The sequence below is a fragment of the Phycicoccus avicenniae genome, assembly GCF_050496545.1.
Taxonomy (GTDB): Bacteria; Actinomycetota; Actinomycetes; order Actinomycetales; family Dermatophilaceae; genus Phycicoccus; species Phycicoccus avicenniae_A.
The window spans coordinates 1-16,055 of sequence record NZ_JBNVZV010000019.1; the positions used below are offsets into that span (position 1 = coordinate 1).

The window sequence follows — 16,055 nt, forward strand, 5'->3', positions numbered from 1 at the left end:
CCCCCCCCCCCCCCCCCCCCCCCCCCCCCCCCCCCCCCCCCCCGCGCGTTCGGGACCACTCGGCGTGCGGTGACGCGGGCGCAACCTGCGCGTAATAGGCTGGACGTCAACCCCCACGACGCCCCCAGACGAGCCGACGAAAGAGGCGCATAGCCCGTGGCCGAGCAGTCCCCGTCCAGCGACCCCCTGACCGCCTTCGGACCCAACGAGTGGCTGGTCGACGAGCTGTTCGAGCAGTACACGCGGGACAAGAACAGCGTCGACAAGGCGTGGTGGAGCTTCTTCGAGGACTACGTGCCGGGTGAGGGGCAGCACGCACCGTCGAGCTCCTCCGGCAACGGGTCGAGCAACGGCGGTTCCGCTCCCCCCGCCACCGAGAAGGCGGCCCAGCCGGAGACGCCGGCCCCGAAGGCCCAGCCCGCGCCCAAGGAGCCCGCGCCCGAGACGAAGGCGGCCGCGCCGAAGACGCCCGAGGCCAAGAGCGAGCCGGCGCCCGCGAAGCCGACCGAGGAGAAGGCGGCCGAGGCCAAGGCCGCCGCGCCCACCCCCCGCGAGCCCCAGGCCCCCAAGCAGTCCGGCCCCCTCGAGGAGTCCACCCGCCAGCCGATCCGCGGCGCCGGCGCCCGCGTCGTGACGAACATGGAGGCCTCCCTCGAGGTCCCCACCGCCACCTCGGTGCGCGCCGTCCCCGCGAAGCTGCTCGTGGACAACCGGATCGTCATCAACAACCACCTCGCGCGCAGCCGCGGCGGCAAGGTCAGCTTCACGCACGTCATCGGCTACGCCCTCGTCAAGGCCCTCGCCGTGATGCCGGAGATGAACAACGGCTTCGGGCACGACGAGAAGGGCAAGCCGGTGCTCGTCACGCCGGCCCACGTCAACCTCGGCCTGGCCATCGACCTCGCCAAGCCCGACGGCACCCGCCAGCTGCTGGTGCCGTCGATCAAGGCCGCCGAGACGATGGACTTCGCGCACTTCTGGACCGCCTACGAGGACGTCGTCAAGAAGGCCCGCGGCGGCAAGCTGACCGTCGAGGACTTCCAGGGCACCTCGATCTCGCTCACCAACCCCGGCACCATCGGCACCGTGCACTCGGTGCCGCGCCTCATGGCCGGCCAGGGCGCGATCATCGGCGTCGGGGCGATGGAGTACCCCGCCGAGTGGCAGGGCGCCAGCGCCGAGACCCTCGACCGCAACGCCGTCAGCAAGATCCTCACGCTGACCAGCACCTACGACCACCGGATCATCCAGGGCGCCCAGTCCGGCGACTTCCTGCGCATCGTCCACGGCCTGCTCCTCGGCGAGCAGGGCTTCTACGACGAGATCTTCGAGAGCCTGCGCATCCCCTACGAGCCGATCCGCTGGGTGCAGGACGTCTCGGCCACGCACGACGAGGACATCAACAAGGTCGCGCGCGTCCAGGAGCTCATCCACGCCTACCGCGTGCGCGGGCACCTCATGGCCGACACCGACCCGCTCGAGTACAAGCAGCGGCGCCACCCGGACCTCGACATCACCAACCACGGCCTCACGCTGTGGGACCTCGACCGCTCCTTCGCGACCGGCGGGTTCGGCGGGCACCCGTTCCTCAAGCTGCGCAAGATCCTCGGCGTGCTGCGCGACTCCTACTGCCGCACCATCGGCGTCGAGTACATGCACATCCAGGACCCCGAGCAGCGCCGCTGGATCCAGGCCAAGATCGAGGTCGGCTACGCGAAGACCACGCGCGAGGAGCAGCTGCGGATCCTGCGCCGCCTCAACGCCGCCGAGGCCTTCGAGACCTTCCTCCAGACCAAGTTCGTCGGGCAGAAGCGCTTCTCGCTCGAGGGCGGCGAGTCCGTCATCGCACTGATGGACCGCATCCTCTCCCGCGCCGCCGAGGACGAGCTCGACGAGGTCTGCATCGGCATGCCGCACCGCGGCCGGCTGAACGTGCTGGCCAACATCGCCGGCAAGTCCTACGGCCAGATCTTCCGCGAGTTCGAGGGCAAGCAGGACCCCAAGTCGGTCCAGGGCTCCGGTGACGTCAAGTACCACCTCGGCACCGAGGGCGAGTTCACCGCCGAGTCCGGCGCGACGACGAAGGTCTACCTCGCGGCCAACCCCTCGCACCTGGAAGCCGTCAACCCGGTGCTCGAGGGCATCGTGCGCGCCAAGCAGGACCGCCTCAACCTCGCCGGCGAGGACTTCACGGTCCTGCCCGTGCTGATGCACGGCGACGCCGCGTTCGCGGGGCAGGGCGTGGTCGCGGAGACGCTCAACCTCTCGCAGCTGCGCGGGTACCGCACCGGCGGAACCGTGCACGTCGTCATCAACAACCAGGTCGGGTTCACGACCTCCCCGAGCAGCTCGCGCTCCTCGACGTACTCCACCGACGTCGCGCGGATGATCCAGGCCCCGATCTTCCACGTGAACGGCGACGACCCGGAGGCGTGCGTGCGCGTCGCCGAGCTCGCCTACGAGTTCCGCAAGGAGTTCCACAAGGACGTCGTCATCGACATGGTCTGCTACCGCCGCCGCGGTCACAACGAGGGCGACGACCCCTCGATGACCCAGCCGCTGATGTACAACCTCATCGAGGCCAAGCGCAGCGTCCGCAAGCTGTACACCGAGGCGCTCATCGGTCGCGGTGACATCACCGTCGACGACGCCGAGGCCGCGCTGCGCGACTACCAGCAGCAGCTCGAGCGGGTCTTCGTCGAGACCAAGGCGGCGCTGAAGTCGGCCGAGTCCGACGCCGAGTCCGGCCGCCGCGACGGCGGCTCCGGGCTCGAGCCCCCGGCCGCGCAGGCGCCGTTCGCCGACCGCACCACGCACTCCGCCACCGACACCGCGATCAGCACCGAGACGCTGCACCACATCGGCGACGCCTTCGTGACCCCGCCGGACGGCTTCACGGTCCACCCCAAGCTGCGCCAGATGCTCGACAAGCGCGCGGCCAGCACCCGCGACGGCGGCGTCGACTGGGGCACCGCCGAGCTGCTCGCCTTCGGCTCCCTCCTCATCGAGGGCACGCCGGTGCGGCTCGCCGGGCAGGACAGCCGCCGCGGCACCTTCGTGCAGCGGCACGCGGTCCTCATCGACAAGCAGAACGCGTCCGAGTGGACCCCGCTGCTCTACCTCGGCCAGGGCCAGGCCAAGTTCTGGGTCTACGACAGCCTGCTCTCCGAGTTCGCGGCGATGGGCTTCGAGTACGGGTACTCCGTCGAGCGCCCCGACGCCCTCGTGCTCTGGGAGGCGCAGTTCGGCGACTTCTTCAACGGAGCGCAGACGATCATCGACGAGTTCATCGTCGCCAGCGAGCAGAAGTGGGGCCAGCGCTCGTCGGTCGTCCTGCTCCTCCCCCACGGCTACGAGGGCCAGGGCCCGGACCACTCCTCGGCCCGCATCGAGCGCTTCCTCACGATGTGCGCCGAGGGCAACATGACCGTCGCCTACCCCTCGACGCCGGCGTCGTACTTCCACCTGCTGCGCCGGCAGGCCTACGCCCGTCCGCGCAAGCCGCTCATCGTCTTCACCCCGAAGTCGATGCTCCGCCTCAAGGCCGCGGCCAGCGCCGCCGAGGACTTCACCACCGGCACCTTCCGCCCGGTGCTCCCCGACCGCGCCGGCGCCACCGAGGGCACGGTCGACCGCGTCCTGATCGCTGCGGGCAAGGTCGTCTACGACCTCGAGGCCGAGCGCGAGAAGCGCAAGGACACCTCGACCGCCATCCTCCGGCTCGAGCAGTACTACCCGCTGCCCGGTGCCGAGCTGGCCAAGGCCCTCTCGGACTACCCGGAGGCCGAGGTCGTGATCGTCCAGGACGAGCCGCAGAACCAGGGCGGCTGGCCGTTCCTGGCGCTCAACCTCCCCGAGTCGCTGGCCGCCCACGGCGAGGAGCGTCGCCTGCGCGTCGTCTCCCGGCCGCCGTCGGCCTCGCCGGCCGCCGGCTCCACCAAGCAGCACCAGGCGGAGCAGGCCGACCTCGTCGCCCGCGCCTTCGACAGGTGAGGCGGGGCCGCCGGTAGGCTCGCGGCGTGTACTTCACCGACCGCGGGATCGAGGAGCTCCAGGCGCGGCGGGGGGACGAGGAGGTCACCCTCGACTGGCTCGCCGAGCAGCTGAGGACGTTCGTCGACCTCAACCCGGAGTTCGAGGTACCCGTGGAGCGGCTGGCCACCTGGCTGGCGCGCCTGGACGACGAGGACGAGTGAGGGAGGCCATGGCCGACGAGCAGACCGGGGACGACACGACGTCCTCGATCGAGTTCCGCCCCAGCGCGGAGGCGGTCGTCGTCCCCGACGGCCCGCGCGACCTCGCGCTCGTCTTCCTCGGGGCCTCGCTGGTCGCCGGCGTCGGCGACCCCAAGGGCCAGGGCTGGGTGACGCGCGTCGTCGGCCGCACGCACCACCCCGAGGTCACCGTCACCGCCTACAACCTCGGCGTGCGCGGTGACACCTCCGCCGAGCTGCTCGAGCGCTGGGCCTCCGAGGTCCCGCGCCGCTGGGCCGGGCGCACCGAGCGCCGGCTGGTCATCTCCTGCGGCGGCAACGACATCGCCCGGGGGGTCACCCTCGCGCGGCACCGTCTCAACCTCGCCAACCTCCTCGACGACGCCGCCAGCCAGGGTGTCGCCACCTTCGTCGTCAGCCCCCCGCCGTCGGACGACGACGAGATGAACGCCCGGCTCGAGGTGCTCGTCGACGCCCAGGCCGACGTCTGCGCCCGCCGCGGCGTCCCCTTCGTCGACTGCTACGCCCCGCTGCTCGGCCACGACCAGTGGCGCACCGACCTCGCCGCGTCGGGTGTGCGGAACCACCCGGGGCAGGCCGGCTACGGGCTCATCGCCTGGCTGGTGCTGCACAACGGGTGGACCGAGTGGCTCCAGATCGGTTGAGCGACAGCCCGGTTCGTTCCCTGATGGATGCCGGGCCGGTCGTCCTCGACGGCGGGCTGTCCACGGCCCTCGAGGAGCGCGGGCACGACCTGTCGACCTCGTTGTGGTCTGCACGCCTCGTCCGCGAGCAGCCGGAGGAGGTGGTGGCCGCCCACCGCGCGTTCGTCGACGCCGGGGCGCAGGTGGTCATCTCCGCGTCGTACCAGATGTCGCACGCCGGCTACCTCGCCGCGGGACGCACCGAGACGAACTGCGACACCGACCTCGCGGCCTCCGTCCGGCTCGCGCGCGAGGCGGCCGGTGGACGGGCGCTCGTGGCGGCCTCGGTCGGGCCGTACGGCGCGCACCGCGCCGACGGCTCGGAGTACACCGGGTACCCGGAGGTCGAGCGGGCCGCTCTGCGGGAGTTCCACGCCCGGCGCCTCGAGCCGCTGCTGGCCGCGGGCCCCGACCTCGTCGCCTGCGAGACCCTGCCCGAGCTCGCGGAGGGCGAGGTCCTCGTCGAGCTGCTCGCCGAGATGGCTCCCGGTGTGCCGCACTGGCTCTCGTTCACCGCCGGTCCGGGTGGCCGGCTCGCCGGGGGTGCCCCCTTCGCCGAGGCCGTAACCATCGGTGGTGCCGACTGCATCGCGACCGGGCTGAACTGCACCGCCCCGACCCTCGTCGACGAGCTCCTCGAGTCGGCCCCCGGGCCCGGGCCCTTCGTCGTGTACCCCAACAGCGGGGCGGCCTACGACCCGGAGGGCAAGACGTGGACCGACGCCGGCACTCCGGTGTTCTCGGAGGGCGCCGTGCGTGGCTGGGTCGAGCGCGGGGCACGGCTGGTCGGTGGGTGCTGCGGCACCTCGGCGGCGGGGGTCGCGGCGGTGGCGGCGGCTCTCAGACCGTGAAGACGACCTTGCCGGTGACCTGACCCTCGACCATCCGGGCGAACCCGTCGCGGGCGTCGGCCAGCGGCATCGTGGAGTCGACGAGGGGCTCGATGCCGCGGTCGACGACGAAGCGGGCGAGCCGCTCGAGCTCGTCGCGGCTGCCCATCGTGGAGCCGACGACGCGCAGCTGCTTGAAGAAGATCTTGGTCAGCTCGGCCTTGGCCGGGGCGTCGCCCGAGGTGGCGCCGGAGATGACGACCGTCCCGCCCGGGCGCAGGCTGTTGATGCTGTGCGACCAGGTGGCGGCGCCGACCGTCTCCAGGACGGCGTCGACACGCTCGGGCAGGCGCTCGCCCGACCCGAACGCGCGGTCGGCGCCGAGTGCGACGGCGGCCTCGCCCTTGGCCTCGTCACGGCTGGTCACCCAGACCCGCAGGCCCGCCGCCGACCCGAGCTGGACGGCAGCCGTGGCCACGCCGCCGGCGGCGCCCTGGACGAGGACGGTGGCGCCGGGCTGCACGCCGGCGTTCGTGAAGAGCATCCGGTAGGCGGTCAGCCAGGCGGTGGGCAGGCAGGCGGCGTGCTCCCACGACAGCTCGGCCGGCTTGGGGACGAGGTTCTGCCGAGGCACGGCGACGACCTCGGCGAGCGTGCCGTCGTGGACCTCGGACAGCAGGCTGCGCCGCGGGTCGAGGGTCTCGTCACCGGTCCACCCCGGCGAGGCGATGACCGAGTGGACCAGCACCTCGTCACCGTCCTCGGTCACGCCGGCGCCGTCGCAGCCGAGCACCATGGGCAGGCGGTCGGCGGGGAGCCCGACGCCCCGCAGCGACCAGACGTCGTGGTGGTTGAGCGCCGCGGTGCGCAGGCGGACCGTCGTCCAGCCGTCGGGCGCGACCGGGTCGGGGCGCTCGGCGACCTCGAGACCGCTCAGCGGGTCGTCGGCGGACTGGGACTTCGCGAAGGCGGCGAGCATCCCCCGACCCTAACCGGCGTGCTCCTCGAAGAGGACGGGCGCGGCACGGTGCAGTGCGTCACGCCAGTGCGGCAACGGCTCGATGCCCGCCGCCGCCCACATCCCGTGGTCCAGGACGCTGTAGGCGGGCCGCGGCGCGGGCGCCGGGTAGTCGGAGGTCGCGATGGGCGACACGCGGGCGGGGTCCATCCCCAGCTCCTCGAGGACCGCCTGCGCCAGGCCGTGCCACGAGGTCTCGCCGGCGTTCGTGCCGTGCCAGATCCCGTGCGGCGCACCCGCGTCGACGATGCGGACGATGCCCTCGGCGAGGTCGACCGTCCACGTCGGCTGGCCGACCTGGTCGGCGACGAACCCGAAGGTGTCGCGCTCGCGGGCGAGGCGGGCGACGGTGGAGGGGATGCTCTTCCCGTGCACCCCGTAGAGCCACGCGGTGCGGACCACCCAGGTGCGGGGACACTCGGCGCGCACGGCCCACTCACCGGCCGCCTTGGTCCGCCCGTAGGCGGAGGCCGGCGCGACGACGGAGTCGGCGGGCCACGGCGTGCTCCCCTCCCCCGCGACGACGTAGTCCGTGGAGACGTGCACGAGCGACCCCTCACCGGCCGCCACCGCCCGGGCGAGGTTCGCGGCCCCGACGGCGTTGACGGCGAAGGCCGTCGCCTCGTCGGTCTCGGCCGCGTCGACGGCCGTGTACGCGGCGCAGTTGACGACGACGTCGGAGCCCGCGACGGCGTCCGCGCACGACGCGGGGTCGAGGACGTCGATCGCGGGCAGGTCCAGGCCCTCGACCTCGTGCCCGTGGGCGCGCAGCACCTCGACGAGGTCGGTGCCGAGCATCCCGGCGGCGCCGACGACCAGCCAGCGCGCCATCAGCGGCTCAGGACCTGTTGCGTGCGGGCGTACTTCGCCTCGGTGGCGTCCTTCTGCGGACGCCACCACGCCTCGTTGTCGCGGTACCACTCGATGGTCGCGGCGAGGCCGTCGCGGAAGGTGTCGTAGCGCGGCGTCCAGCCGAGCTCCTGGCGCAGCTTGCCGGCCTCGATGGCGTAGCGGCGGTCGTGGCCGGCGCGGTCGGTGACGTGGTCGTAGTCGTCGGGGTCGCGCCCCATCAGCTCGAGGACCATCCGCACGACGTCGCGGTTGTTCACCTCGCCGTCAGCACCGATGAGGTAGGTCTCCCCCGCCGCGCCCTTCTCGACGATGGTCCAGACGGCGTCGTTGTGGTCGTCGACGTGGATCCAGTCGCGGACGTTCAGGCCGTCGCCGTAGAGCTTGGGTCGCACGCCGTCGATGAGGTTGGTGATCTGGCGCGGGATGAACTTCTCGACGTGCTGGCGCGGGCCGTAGTTGTTCGAGCAGTTCGAGATCGTGGCCCGCAGGCCGAAGGAGCGCACCCAGGCCCGGACGAGGTGGTCCGAGCCCGCCTTGCTCGCGGAGTAGGGCGAGCTCGGGGTGTAGGGGGTGTCCTCGGTGAACTTCTTCGGGTCGTCCAGCTCGAGGTCGCCGTAGACCTCGTCGGTGGAGACGTGGTGGTAGCGCACGTCGTGCCGGCGCGCGGCCTCGAGGAGGGTGAAGGTGCCGACGATGTTCGTGCGGATGAAGGGGCTCGGGTCGGCGAGGGAGTTGTCGTTGTGCGACTCGGCGGCGAAGTGGACGACGACGTCGGCGGCGGCGACGAGGGGCTCGACGACCGACTCGTCGGCGACGTCGCCCTCGACGAACTCCACCCGGTCGCGCACGCCGTCGAGCGAGGACAGCGACCCGGCGTAGGTCAGGGCGTCGAGGACGGTCACCTCCGTCCCGGGACGCGTGGCGAGCGTGCGGTGCACGAAGTTGCTGCCGATGAAGCCGGCTCCTCCGGTGACGAGAACCTTCATGCGCGCAAGGCTACTGTGCGCCCCGGAAGGCCCGACCGATACGCTCGGGCCCCATGAAGGGCATCGTCCTCGCCGGAGGGTCCGGCACGCGGCTGCACCCCATCACCCTGGGCATCTCCAAGCAGCTCATGCCGATCTACGACAAGCCGATGATCTACTACCCGCTGTCGACGCTGATGATGGCCGGCATCCGCGAGATCCTCGTGATCACCACCCCGGAGGACGCCGACCAGTTCCGCCGGCTGCTCGGCGACGGCTCCCGCTGGGGCATCGAGCTGAGCTACGCGGTGCAGCCGAAGCCCGAGGGCCTGGCCCAGGCGTTCGTCATCGGCGCCGACTTCATCGGCGAGGACTCGGTCGCCCTCGTCCTCGGCGACAACATCTTCCACGGCAGCGGGCTCGGGACGGCGCTGCGCCGGCTCACCGACGTCCGCGGCGGGCACATCTTCGCCTACCACGTCGCCGAGCCCACGGCCTACGGCGTCGTCGAGTTCGCCGACGACGGCACGGTCCTGTCCATCGAGGAGAAGCCGCAGCAGCCGAAGAGCGACTTCGCGGTCCCGGGGCTGTACTTCTACGACAACGACGTCGTCGAGATCGCCCGCACCCTCACGCCCAGCGCGCGCGGCGAGCTCGAGATCACCGCGGTCAACGACGCCTACCTGCAGCGCGGCGACCTCACCGTCACCGTCCTCCCGCGCGGCACCGCCTGGCTCGACACCGGCACCTTCGAGGGGCTGATGGACGCCAGCCAGTTCGTCCACGTCGTCGAGGCTCGCCAGGGCCACAAGATCGGCTGCGTCGAGGAGATCGCCTGGCGCGCAGGCTGGATCGACGACGACACGTTCCGGAGCCTCGGCGACGAGCTGGCCAAGTCCGGCTACGGCGCCTACCTGCACAGCTGCTTGGCGCGTGGGCGGGGTTCGCGCTGATGGAGATCCGCCCGCTCGGCATCGACGGCGCGTTCGTCGTCACGCCCCGCCAGTTCCCCGACGACCGCGGCGTCTTCCTCGAGTCCTTCCGCGGCGACCGGCTGGCCGAGCACCTCGGCCACCGCCCCGACGTCGTCCAGACCAACATCTCGGTCTCCGCGCGCGGCACGGTGCGCGGTGTCCACTTCGCCGACGTCCCGCCCGGCCAGGGCAAGTACGTCACCGCCCTCACCGGCTCGCTCGTCGACTACGTCGTCGACATCCGGGTGGGGTCTCCGACGTTCGGGCAGTGGGAGGCCGTGACCCTCGACGCCGTCGACCGTCGTGCGGTCTGGCTCTCCGAAGGGCTGGGCCACGCGTTCTGCGCGCTCGAGGACGACACCACCGCGATGTACCTGTGCACGGCCGCCTACAACCCCACCGGCGAGCACGGCGTGCACCCGCTCGACCCGGCGATCGGCCTCGAGCTGCCGGCGGGCATCGAGCCGCTGCTCTCCCCGAAGGACGCCGCGGCCCCCTCGCTGCTCGAGGCGCGCGACACCGGCCTGCTGCCCACTGCGGAGGCCTGCCGCGCGTTCGCCGACGAGCTCGCTCAGCGGCGGAACTGAGCCTCCCAGCGCACGATCCCGCGCACCGCGGAGTCGAGCTGGTCGGCCATCCGCCCGAACGCGGCCGCGTCCCGCCCGTAGGGGTCCTCGACGCGGGTGACGCGCTCCGGGAGGGCCCGCAGGGCACCGAGCACCTCGGGCAGGGCGCGCCACCGGGCCCGCACCTCCTTGGCCCCGACGTCGGCGAGCAGGTCCGGCCAGTCGTAGGACTCCCCGACCTCGCGCAGCGCCGCGGCGAGGTCGAGCAGGCCGATGGTCCGGCGCACGACGGCGGGGGCCTCCTCCAGGACGACCTCGCGGTGCGTCGGCGACATCACCAGCACGAGCGCCTGCTCGGTGAGCAGCTGTGGCGAGACCGTCCGGGCGAGGGCGGAGGGTACGCCGACCTCCTTGGCCTCCAGGAGCGTCCGCGAGCCGGGGTCGACCGGACGGCCGACGAGGGCGTGCGTACCGGCGCTCGACACCTCGAAGACACCGGGTCGCGCCCAGCCCAGCCCGTCCGCAAGCAGCGCCGCGGCGTACGGCGAGCGGCAGACGTTGCCCGTGCACACGGTGAGCAGCCGCACCGGTGCGGGAGCGGTCGAGGGGGCGGCGGGGTCGACGGTCATGGCGACCGCCAGCCTAGTCACCGCCGCGCGACACCCTGCCGGACGCCGTGGGGGCCAGTCGCCGGACCGCGTCGGCCACGGCGTCGGCCACCCCCGGCTCGAACACCGAGGGCACGATGCACTCAGCCGTCGGCTCGGGCACCATGTCGGCGATCGCCCGCGCCGCGGCCAGCTTCATCGCCTCGGTGATGCGGGTCGCGCCGGCGTCCAGGGCTCCCCGGAAGATGCCGGGGAAGGCGAGGACGTTGTTGATCTGGTTCGGGAAGTCCGAGCGCCCCGTGGCCACGACCGCCGCGTGGCGGTGCGCGACGTCCGGGTGCACCTCGGGGGTGGGGTTGGCCAGCGCGAAGACGATGCCACCGGGCGCCATCGAGGCCACCTGCTCCTCGGGCACGGTGCCGCCGGACACCCCGACGTAGCAGTCGGCGCCGTCGAGAGCGGTGGCCAGGGTGCCCGCGAGGCCACGCGGGTTGGTCGAGGCCGCGAGCAGCTTCTTGTGGCCCGAGAGGTCCTGGCGCGAGGGGTGGATCACGCCGCGGGAGTCGCAGACGACGACGTCGCGCACGCCGGCCCTCTGGAGCAGGCGGGTCACGGCGACGCCGGCCGCCCCGGCCCCGGCGACGACGACGCGCAGGTCCTCGAGCCGCCGGTCGAGGACGCGGACGGCGTTGTGCAGGCCGGCGAGGACGACGATGGCGGTGCCGTGCTGGTCGTCGTGGAAGACGGGGATGTCGAGACGGTCCTTCAGCTGCTCCTCGATGTCGAAGCACCGGGGCGCGGAGATGTCCTCGAGGTTGATGCCGCCGTAGCTCGGCGCGATCCGGACGATGGCCTCGACCAGCTCCTCGACGGTGCCGGTCTCCATGACGACCGGGACCGCATCGATGTCGGCGAAGTGCTTGAACAGCACCGCCTTTCCCTCCATCACCGGCATGGCACCGAGCGGTCCGATGTCGCCGAGTCCGAGCACGGCGGTGCCGTCGCTGATGACCGCCACCGTGTTGCCGCGCGCCGTGTAGCGGGTGGAGAGGGTGGGGTCGGCGGCGATCGCGAGCGAGACCTCGGCCACGCCCGGCGTGTAGAGGAGGGAGAGGTCCTCCCGGCCCCGCAGCGGTTGCGTCGCGTGTACGCCCAGCTTCCCGCCCTCGTGAGCGCGGAACACCGGGCTCTCGGGGTCGAAGGACGGCAGGACGGGGGACGCGGACACGATGTCTCCTCGGGGGACGACGGGGCGACGCCGACGACGCGGCGTGCGTGAGGAAGGGGTGGTGCGGGGCGGACCGAGGAAGGGTGTCACTCGGTTCACGCGGGGCGGGGGTGTCCGCCGGAAGGCCTCATCATGGCACAGCGCCGTGGCCGTGCGCCCGGGTCGCGGTGTGACGCACGTCGCGCGGGTGGCACGATCGGGCGCGTGCCCCTGCGACGTGCGCCCGCCCTCGTGCGGGTCCGCGGGCGCTCGATGCTCCCGACCTACCGCGACGGCGACATCCTGCTCGTCGTCCGCGGGATGCGTCCGCGCCCGGGGCGGGCGCACGTCGTGCGGCTCCCGCCCGATGCCGCGGGCCGGCCGCGGCCGCTGTCCGTCAAGCGCCTCACCGGGCCGGACCCGGACGCCCCGGACCGCTGGTGGGTGGACTCGGACAACCCCGCCGAGGGGGTCACGAGCTTCGACGTCGGGTCCCTGACCAGCGAGGACGTCGTGGCGGTGGTCGCGGGCCGCGTGTGGCGGGCGCTGGGGTAGGTTGAGGAGGACCGCTTCGCCCGCACCCCCGAGGAGTGACACATGCTGTCCCTGTTCCGCATCACCGAGGTCTCGGCCCACTGCGACCTCCCGTGCGGTGTCTACGACCCCGCCCAGGCCCGCATCGAGGCCGAGTCGGTCAAGGCGATCATCGCCAAGGTCGCGGACAACGACGACCCCGACTTCCGCGTCCGCGCGACGATCATCAAGGAGCAGCGCTCTGAGCTCGTCAAGCACCACCTCTGGGTGCTCTGGACCGACTACTTCAAGCCCCCGCACTTCGAGAAGTTCCCCCAGCTGCACACCCTCGTCAACGAGGCGACGAAGCTGGCGGGCGCCTCGGGCACCAAGGGCGAGTTCGACGCCGCCAAGGCCGACGAGCTGCTCGCGAAGATCGACGAGATCGACGCGATCTTCAAGGAGACCAAGAAGGCCTGAGCCACAACGCTCCTCGCCGACGGCGGGTGTCTCCATGGGGCACCCGCCGTCGTCGTGTGTGGTGCCGGGCAACGAGACCGCGCTTCACCCGGGAAGCGCTCCCACGATGCGTCAGAACGGCGGTCGGTCGTCCTGCCGGAGCCGTGGTCGCCGGCGCGCGTGTCTCGGGAGGGCGTCGAGGGTCATCGGGGTGCGGGGTCGGGTGATGTGGACGCGGCAGGTCCACGTGCCGGCGGGGTCGGTGTGTTCGAGGTGGTGCTCGAGTGTGGAGTGGGGTCCGTCGGGCAGCGCCAAGGAGGGGTTGCCGGGTTCCGGCGGGGGTGGGTCGGTCCCGGCGTCGGGGAGGGCGATCGGGTGGAGCTGGTCGGGCGGATGGCTGGTGCGGGTGCGTCCGGTGGGGTCGGTCCAGGTCATCGTGGCGTCGGGGTGGAGGACGGCTCGCCAGCCGGGGCGTTGCTTGATGCGGTGGTGGCGCCGGCACAGGCAAGCCAGGTTCGCGGCGCTGGTCGGGCCGGCCGGGAACGGTCTGACGTGGTCGAGGTCGCAGTAGCGGGCGGCGACGGTGCAGCCGGGGAAGCGGCAGTGCCGGTCCCGGGCCCGGACGAACGCGGCGAGGCGTGGGCTGGGCCGGTAGGCGCTGGTGGTGAGGTCCTCGTCGGGGTCGACGGGTGCGCCGGTGCCGTTGTCGCAGGGCAGGATCCGCGGCCGGCCGAGCCGGTCGCGCCCGGTGACGGCGGTGGCGGCGACAGCGCGGTCGAGCCAGCCGCGCTCGACGAGCAGCGGCTCACCGGCGCGGCCCGTGTCGACCTGGACGAGGTCGGTGGCCGCCCGGCCGGCGACCTCGGCAGCCGCGTTCTCGGACGGGTCCGCGGCAGTGATCGCGAACCCGGCGGCCGCGCCGTCGGACAGGTCGTCGGCGGTGACCGCCAGGCCGATGACCCTGCCGTCCTCGGCGGATGCGGGGGCGGCGCCGGGGTCGGCCGGGGTGGTCAGGACGACCTGGACGTCGATGGTGGCGTTGCCGGTGACGAGGTCGGTCAGGGCCTTGGCCCGGGCCCGGTCGATCCGCGGGCAGACCCCGTCGGCGACGTACTGCTGGGCCAGGGCGTCGATCGCGGCCCACGCGGTGCACGCCTCCTCCGACGGGAACGTGCCCAGCCACGTGTCGACCCCGGGCTCGTCGACCCACCGCCGCAACCCGGAGGCCTCCCGCGCCCGGACCGCCCGCTGGCGCAGCAGGTCCGGGCTGATCCTCGCCAGCAGCCGCCGGGTCCGCCGGCGCAGGTGGCTACCGTCCTCGACCTCGAACCACTCCTGCAGCGAGGCCACCACCGTCTCGGCCACCGGGGCGGGGACCTCCTCCAGCTCGTACGCCACCACCTGCGCCGGGTACCCGTCCAACCGGCCCTGGCGCATCGCGGCGTGCAGCCCACCCAGCCCGGTGCACGACGCCGACCCCTCCGCACCGTCCGCAGCCCGACGCACCGCATCCCGCACCCGCCGCTCGGCGTGCACCGCGGACACGTTCAGCACCCCCGACACGATCGCCGGGGCATCGAGCGCGACGTGCCCGAACGGCTCACGGACCTCCACCAGCGTGCCGTCCTCGGCCCACTGCGGCTCCAGCGCCGCCACCGCCACGATCGTCTCGTCCTGCACCGCGGTCGCCACGTCCACGACCTGTTGCAGGGCCGCCAGGGCAGCACACCACTCCTCGCGCGAGGCACCGGCCACCGCCCGCGAGGGAAGGCCCGACAGCACGCCGAGCGCCTGGTCGGCAACGGCCAGGACCTCCTGCGGACTTGTCGTGGTGGTCATCGGCTCCCCCTCCCCTCGTACCCCCGATCCTACCGGACAGGCGTTCGAAAGAGAAGAGGCAACAGGACCCAAAACCGCTGTGACGCAGGAGGTTACAGGTGTCCGTAATAGACGCTGAGCGTCGACGAGAACGGGTCAGAGACCGGGGACGGTGACGACGTAGACCTCGCCCCGACCCTCGAGGTGCACAGCACCCTCGTCCGCCGGGAGGAAGGCCGACTCCACGTCGCCGAGCCGCAGCTCACCGCGCGCCGAGCCCAGCCGCACGTCCCCGCGCAGGCAGAAGACCAGTCGGGGCCCGGCGCCGCCCGGCAGCTCGCGACCAGGCACGACCCGGTGCAGCAGGAAGCGGTCGGACGCGCTCGGGTAGGACTCCACGCCCTCGGCGAGCGCCACTCCCCTGCCGGCGACGCCGTCGGCCGACGGGTCGACGATGCGCAGCAGCTCGGGGACGTTGACCTCCTTCGAGGTCAGACCCGCGCGAACCACGTTGTCCGAGTTGGCGAGCACCTCGATGCCGAGCCCCCGGACGTACGAGTGCAGCACGCCGGCCGCGACGTCGATGTACTCCCCCGGTCGGAGCACGCGGTGGTGCATGAGCAGCAACACGACCAGCCCGATGTCGTCCGGGTGCTCCTCGGCCACCGCCACGACGGCCGCTGCGGCGGAACCGATCTCGTCGTCGTCCTCGGAGAGCCGCACGCACCCGACGACGACCTCGCGGGTGAACGCGGCCACCTCGGCGGCCGGCGTCGCGAGCACCGCTGCGAGCACCGCGTGCGCCGGGTCATCGGCACCGCGAGCCCCCTCGACGGCCCGGCTGAGGGCCGGCACGTCGAGGCGAGTCGCGATGGCCGCGACCTCCTCGGCGTCGCGCATCCCGACGAAGACCTCGAAGGGGGCGATGGCCAGGAGCAGCTCGGGCTTGGCCGAGTCGTCGACGTACACGGCGTCACCCGTGCTCTCCCGCAGCGTCCGGGCCTGCTCCGCACTCGGGTGCGCCTGGATCGAGATGGCCCGCCCGGGCGCCAGCACCTTGAGGAGGAAGGGCAGCCGCTCGCCGTGTCGCTCGACGCACGCCGCCCCGAGCTCGCGGGCCGGGTCGGCGGCCACGACGGCTGCGAGGTCGGAACCCTCGGGACGGTCGGTGCCGGCCGGTCCGCTCTCGTGGGCGCCCATCCACAGCTCGGACTCCGGCTCGGCCGCCGGGATGCTGCGCCCCTGCAGGCTCGCGATGGCCACGTGCGAACCCCAGGCGTCGTTGAACACGACGGGCGTCAGGCGGTCCACGGGGTCCTTCGGGTCG

General features: G+C 72.9%; 15 protein-coding genes. 8 read left to right on the top strand and 7 right to left on the bottom strand.

The window, feature by feature from the left end:
* Window positions 1-156 precede the first annotated feature (156 nt).
* Genes ACQZ2A_RS15100 through mmuM form a run of 4 tightly spaced genes read left to right on the top strand, consistent with a single transcriptional unit; the run spans window position 157 to window position 5,769 of the window.
* Window positions 157-3,993 (top strand): multifunctional oxoglutarate decarboxylase/oxoglutarate dehydrogenase thiamine pyrophosphate-binding subunit/dihydrolipoyllysine-residue succinyltransferase subunit, encoded by a 3,837-nt coding sequence (locus ACQZ2A_RS15100; protein WP_430212684.1) that lies wholly within the window; start codon window positions 157-159, stop codon window positions 3,991-3,993.
* A 26-nt stretch (window positions 3,994-4,019) separates the two neighbouring features.
* Complete coding sequence (locus ACQZ2A_RS15105) at window positions 4,020-4,196, top strand: DUF6104 family protein (protein ID WP_204131145.1); 177 nt, start codon at window positions 4,020-4,022, stop codon at window positions 4,194-4,196.
* Window positions 4,197-4,204: 8 nt separating this feature from the next.
* The gene (locus ACQZ2A_RS15110; RefSeq protein ID WP_430212688.1) at window positions 4,205-4,879 is read left to right on the top strand and encodes a GDSL-type esterase/lipase family protein; all 675 of its coding nucleotides are present in this window, start codon (window positions 4,205-4,207) and stop codon (window positions 4,877-4,879) included.
* A 23-nt stretch (window positions 4,880-4,902) separates the two neighbouring features.
* Window positions 4,903-5,769, top strand: a complete 867-nt coding sequence (gene mmuM / locus ACQZ2A_RS15115; RefSeq protein WP_430212690.1) for a homocysteine S-methyltransferase — start codon at window positions 4,903-4,905, stop codon at window positions 5,767-5,769.
* On the opposite strand, the gene ACQZ2A_RS15120 is transcribed toward mmuM, so the two are convergent.
* The 3 genes from ACQZ2A_RS15120 to rfbB are packed head-to-tail and all read right to left on the bottom strand — an operon-like array spanning window position 5,759 to window position 8,604.
* Window positions 5,759-6,727, bottom strand: coding sequence for a zinc-binding dehydrogenase (locus ACQZ2A_RS15120; protein WP_430212692.1), 969 nt, complete (start codon window positions 6,725-6,727; stop codon window positions 5,759-5,761). The two genes, mmuM and ACQZ2A_RS15120, sit on opposite strands and share 11 nt — an antisense overlap.
* Window positions 6,728-6,736: 9 nt before the next feature.
* Entirely contained in the window at window positions 6,737-7,597 is an 861-nt protein-coding gene (rfbD, locus tag ACQZ2A_RS15125) for a dTDP-4-dehydrorhamnose reductase (protein ID WP_430212695.1), read from the bottom strand.
* Window positions 7,597-8,604, bottom strand: a complete 1,008-nt coding sequence (rfbB, locus tag ACQZ2A_RS15130; RefSeq protein ID WP_430212697.1) for a dTDP-glucose 4,6-dehydratase — start codon at window positions 8,602-8,604, stop codon at window positions 7,597-7,599. The genes rfbD and rfbB overlap by 1 nt, the downstream gene beginning before the upstream one ends.
* 53 nt (window positions 8,605-8,657) lie before the next feature.
* On the opposite strand from rfbB, the gene rfbA reads away from it, so the two are divergent.
* Together rfbA and ACQZ2A_RS15140 are read left to right on the top strand one after the other, a co-directional pair.
* Window positions 8,658-9,536 carry a glucose-1-phosphate thymidylyltransferase RfbA gene (gene rfbA, locus ACQZ2A_RS15135; RefSeq protein ID WP_430212699.1) on the top strand — a complete coding sequence of 293 codons (879 nt, stop codon included), beginning with the start codon at window positions 8,658-8,660 and terminating at the stop codon, window positions 9,534-9,536.
* A complete protein-coding gene (locus tag ACQZ2A_RS15140; protein ID WP_430212701.1) occupies window positions 9,536-10,144 on the top strand; it encodes a dTDP-4-dehydrorhamnose 3,5-epimerase family protein in 609 nt (202 codons plus the stop codon). Before rfbA ends, ACQZ2A_RS15140 begins: the two co-directional genes overlap by 1 nt.
* Here the strand turns inward: ACQZ2A_RS15140 and ACQZ2A_RS15145 are convergent.
* The gene (locus ACQZ2A_RS15145) at window positions 10,129-10,752 is read right to left on the bottom strand and encodes a hypothetical protein (RefSeq protein WP_430212703.1); all 624 of its coding nucleotides are present in this window, start codon (window positions 10,750-10,752) and stop codon (window positions 10,129-10,131) included. The two genes, ACQZ2A_RS15140 and ACQZ2A_RS15145, sit on opposite strands and share 16 nt — an antisense overlap.
* Before the next feature lie 13 nt (window positions 10,753-10,765).
* Window positions 10,766-11,959 carry an NAD(P)-dependent malic enzyme gene (locus tag ACQZ2A_RS15150; protein WP_430212705.1) on the bottom strand — a complete coding sequence of 398 codons (1,194 nt, stop codon included), beginning with the start codon at window positions 11,957-11,959 and terminating at the stop codon, window positions 10,766-10,768.
* A 204-nt stretch (window positions 11,960-12,163) separates the two neighbouring features.
* Between ACQZ2A_RS15150 and ACQZ2A_RS15155 the strand changes: the two genes are divergently transcribed.
* On the top strand, window positions 12,164-12,493 hold the full coding sequence (locus ACQZ2A_RS15155) for a S24 family peptidase (protein WP_430212707.1): 330 nt from the start codon (window positions 12,164-12,166) through the stop codon (window positions 12,491-12,493).
* A gap of 42 nt (window positions 12,494-12,535) precedes the next feature.
* Window positions 12,536-12,931 carry a superoxide dismutase, Ni gene (gene sodN / locus ACQZ2A_RS15160; RefSeq protein WP_430212709.1) on the top strand — a complete coding sequence of 132 codons (396 nt, stop codon included), beginning with the start codon at window positions 12,536-12,538 and terminating at the stop codon, window positions 12,929-12,931.
* Between the two features lie 111 nt (window positions 12,932-13,042).
* On the opposite strand, the gene ACQZ2A_RS15165 is transcribed toward sodN, so the two are convergent.
* Together ACQZ2A_RS15165 and manA are read right to left on the bottom strand one after the other, a co-directional pair.
* Window positions 13,043-14,749 carry an HNH endonuclease signature motif containing protein gene (locus ACQZ2A_RS15165; RefSeq protein ID WP_430212712.1) on the bottom strand — a complete coding sequence of 569 codons (1,707 nt, stop codon included), beginning with the start codon at window positions 14,747-14,749 and terminating at the stop codon, window positions 13,043-13,045.
* 135 nt (window positions 14,750-14,884) lie between these two features.
* Window positions 14,885-16,039, bottom strand: a complete 1,155-nt coding sequence (gene manA / locus ACQZ2A_RS15170; RefSeq protein WP_430212714.1) for a mannose-6-phosphate isomerase, class I — start codon at window positions 16,037-16,039, stop codon at window positions 14,885-14,887.
* Window positions 16,040-16,055: the final 16 nt, after the last annotated feature.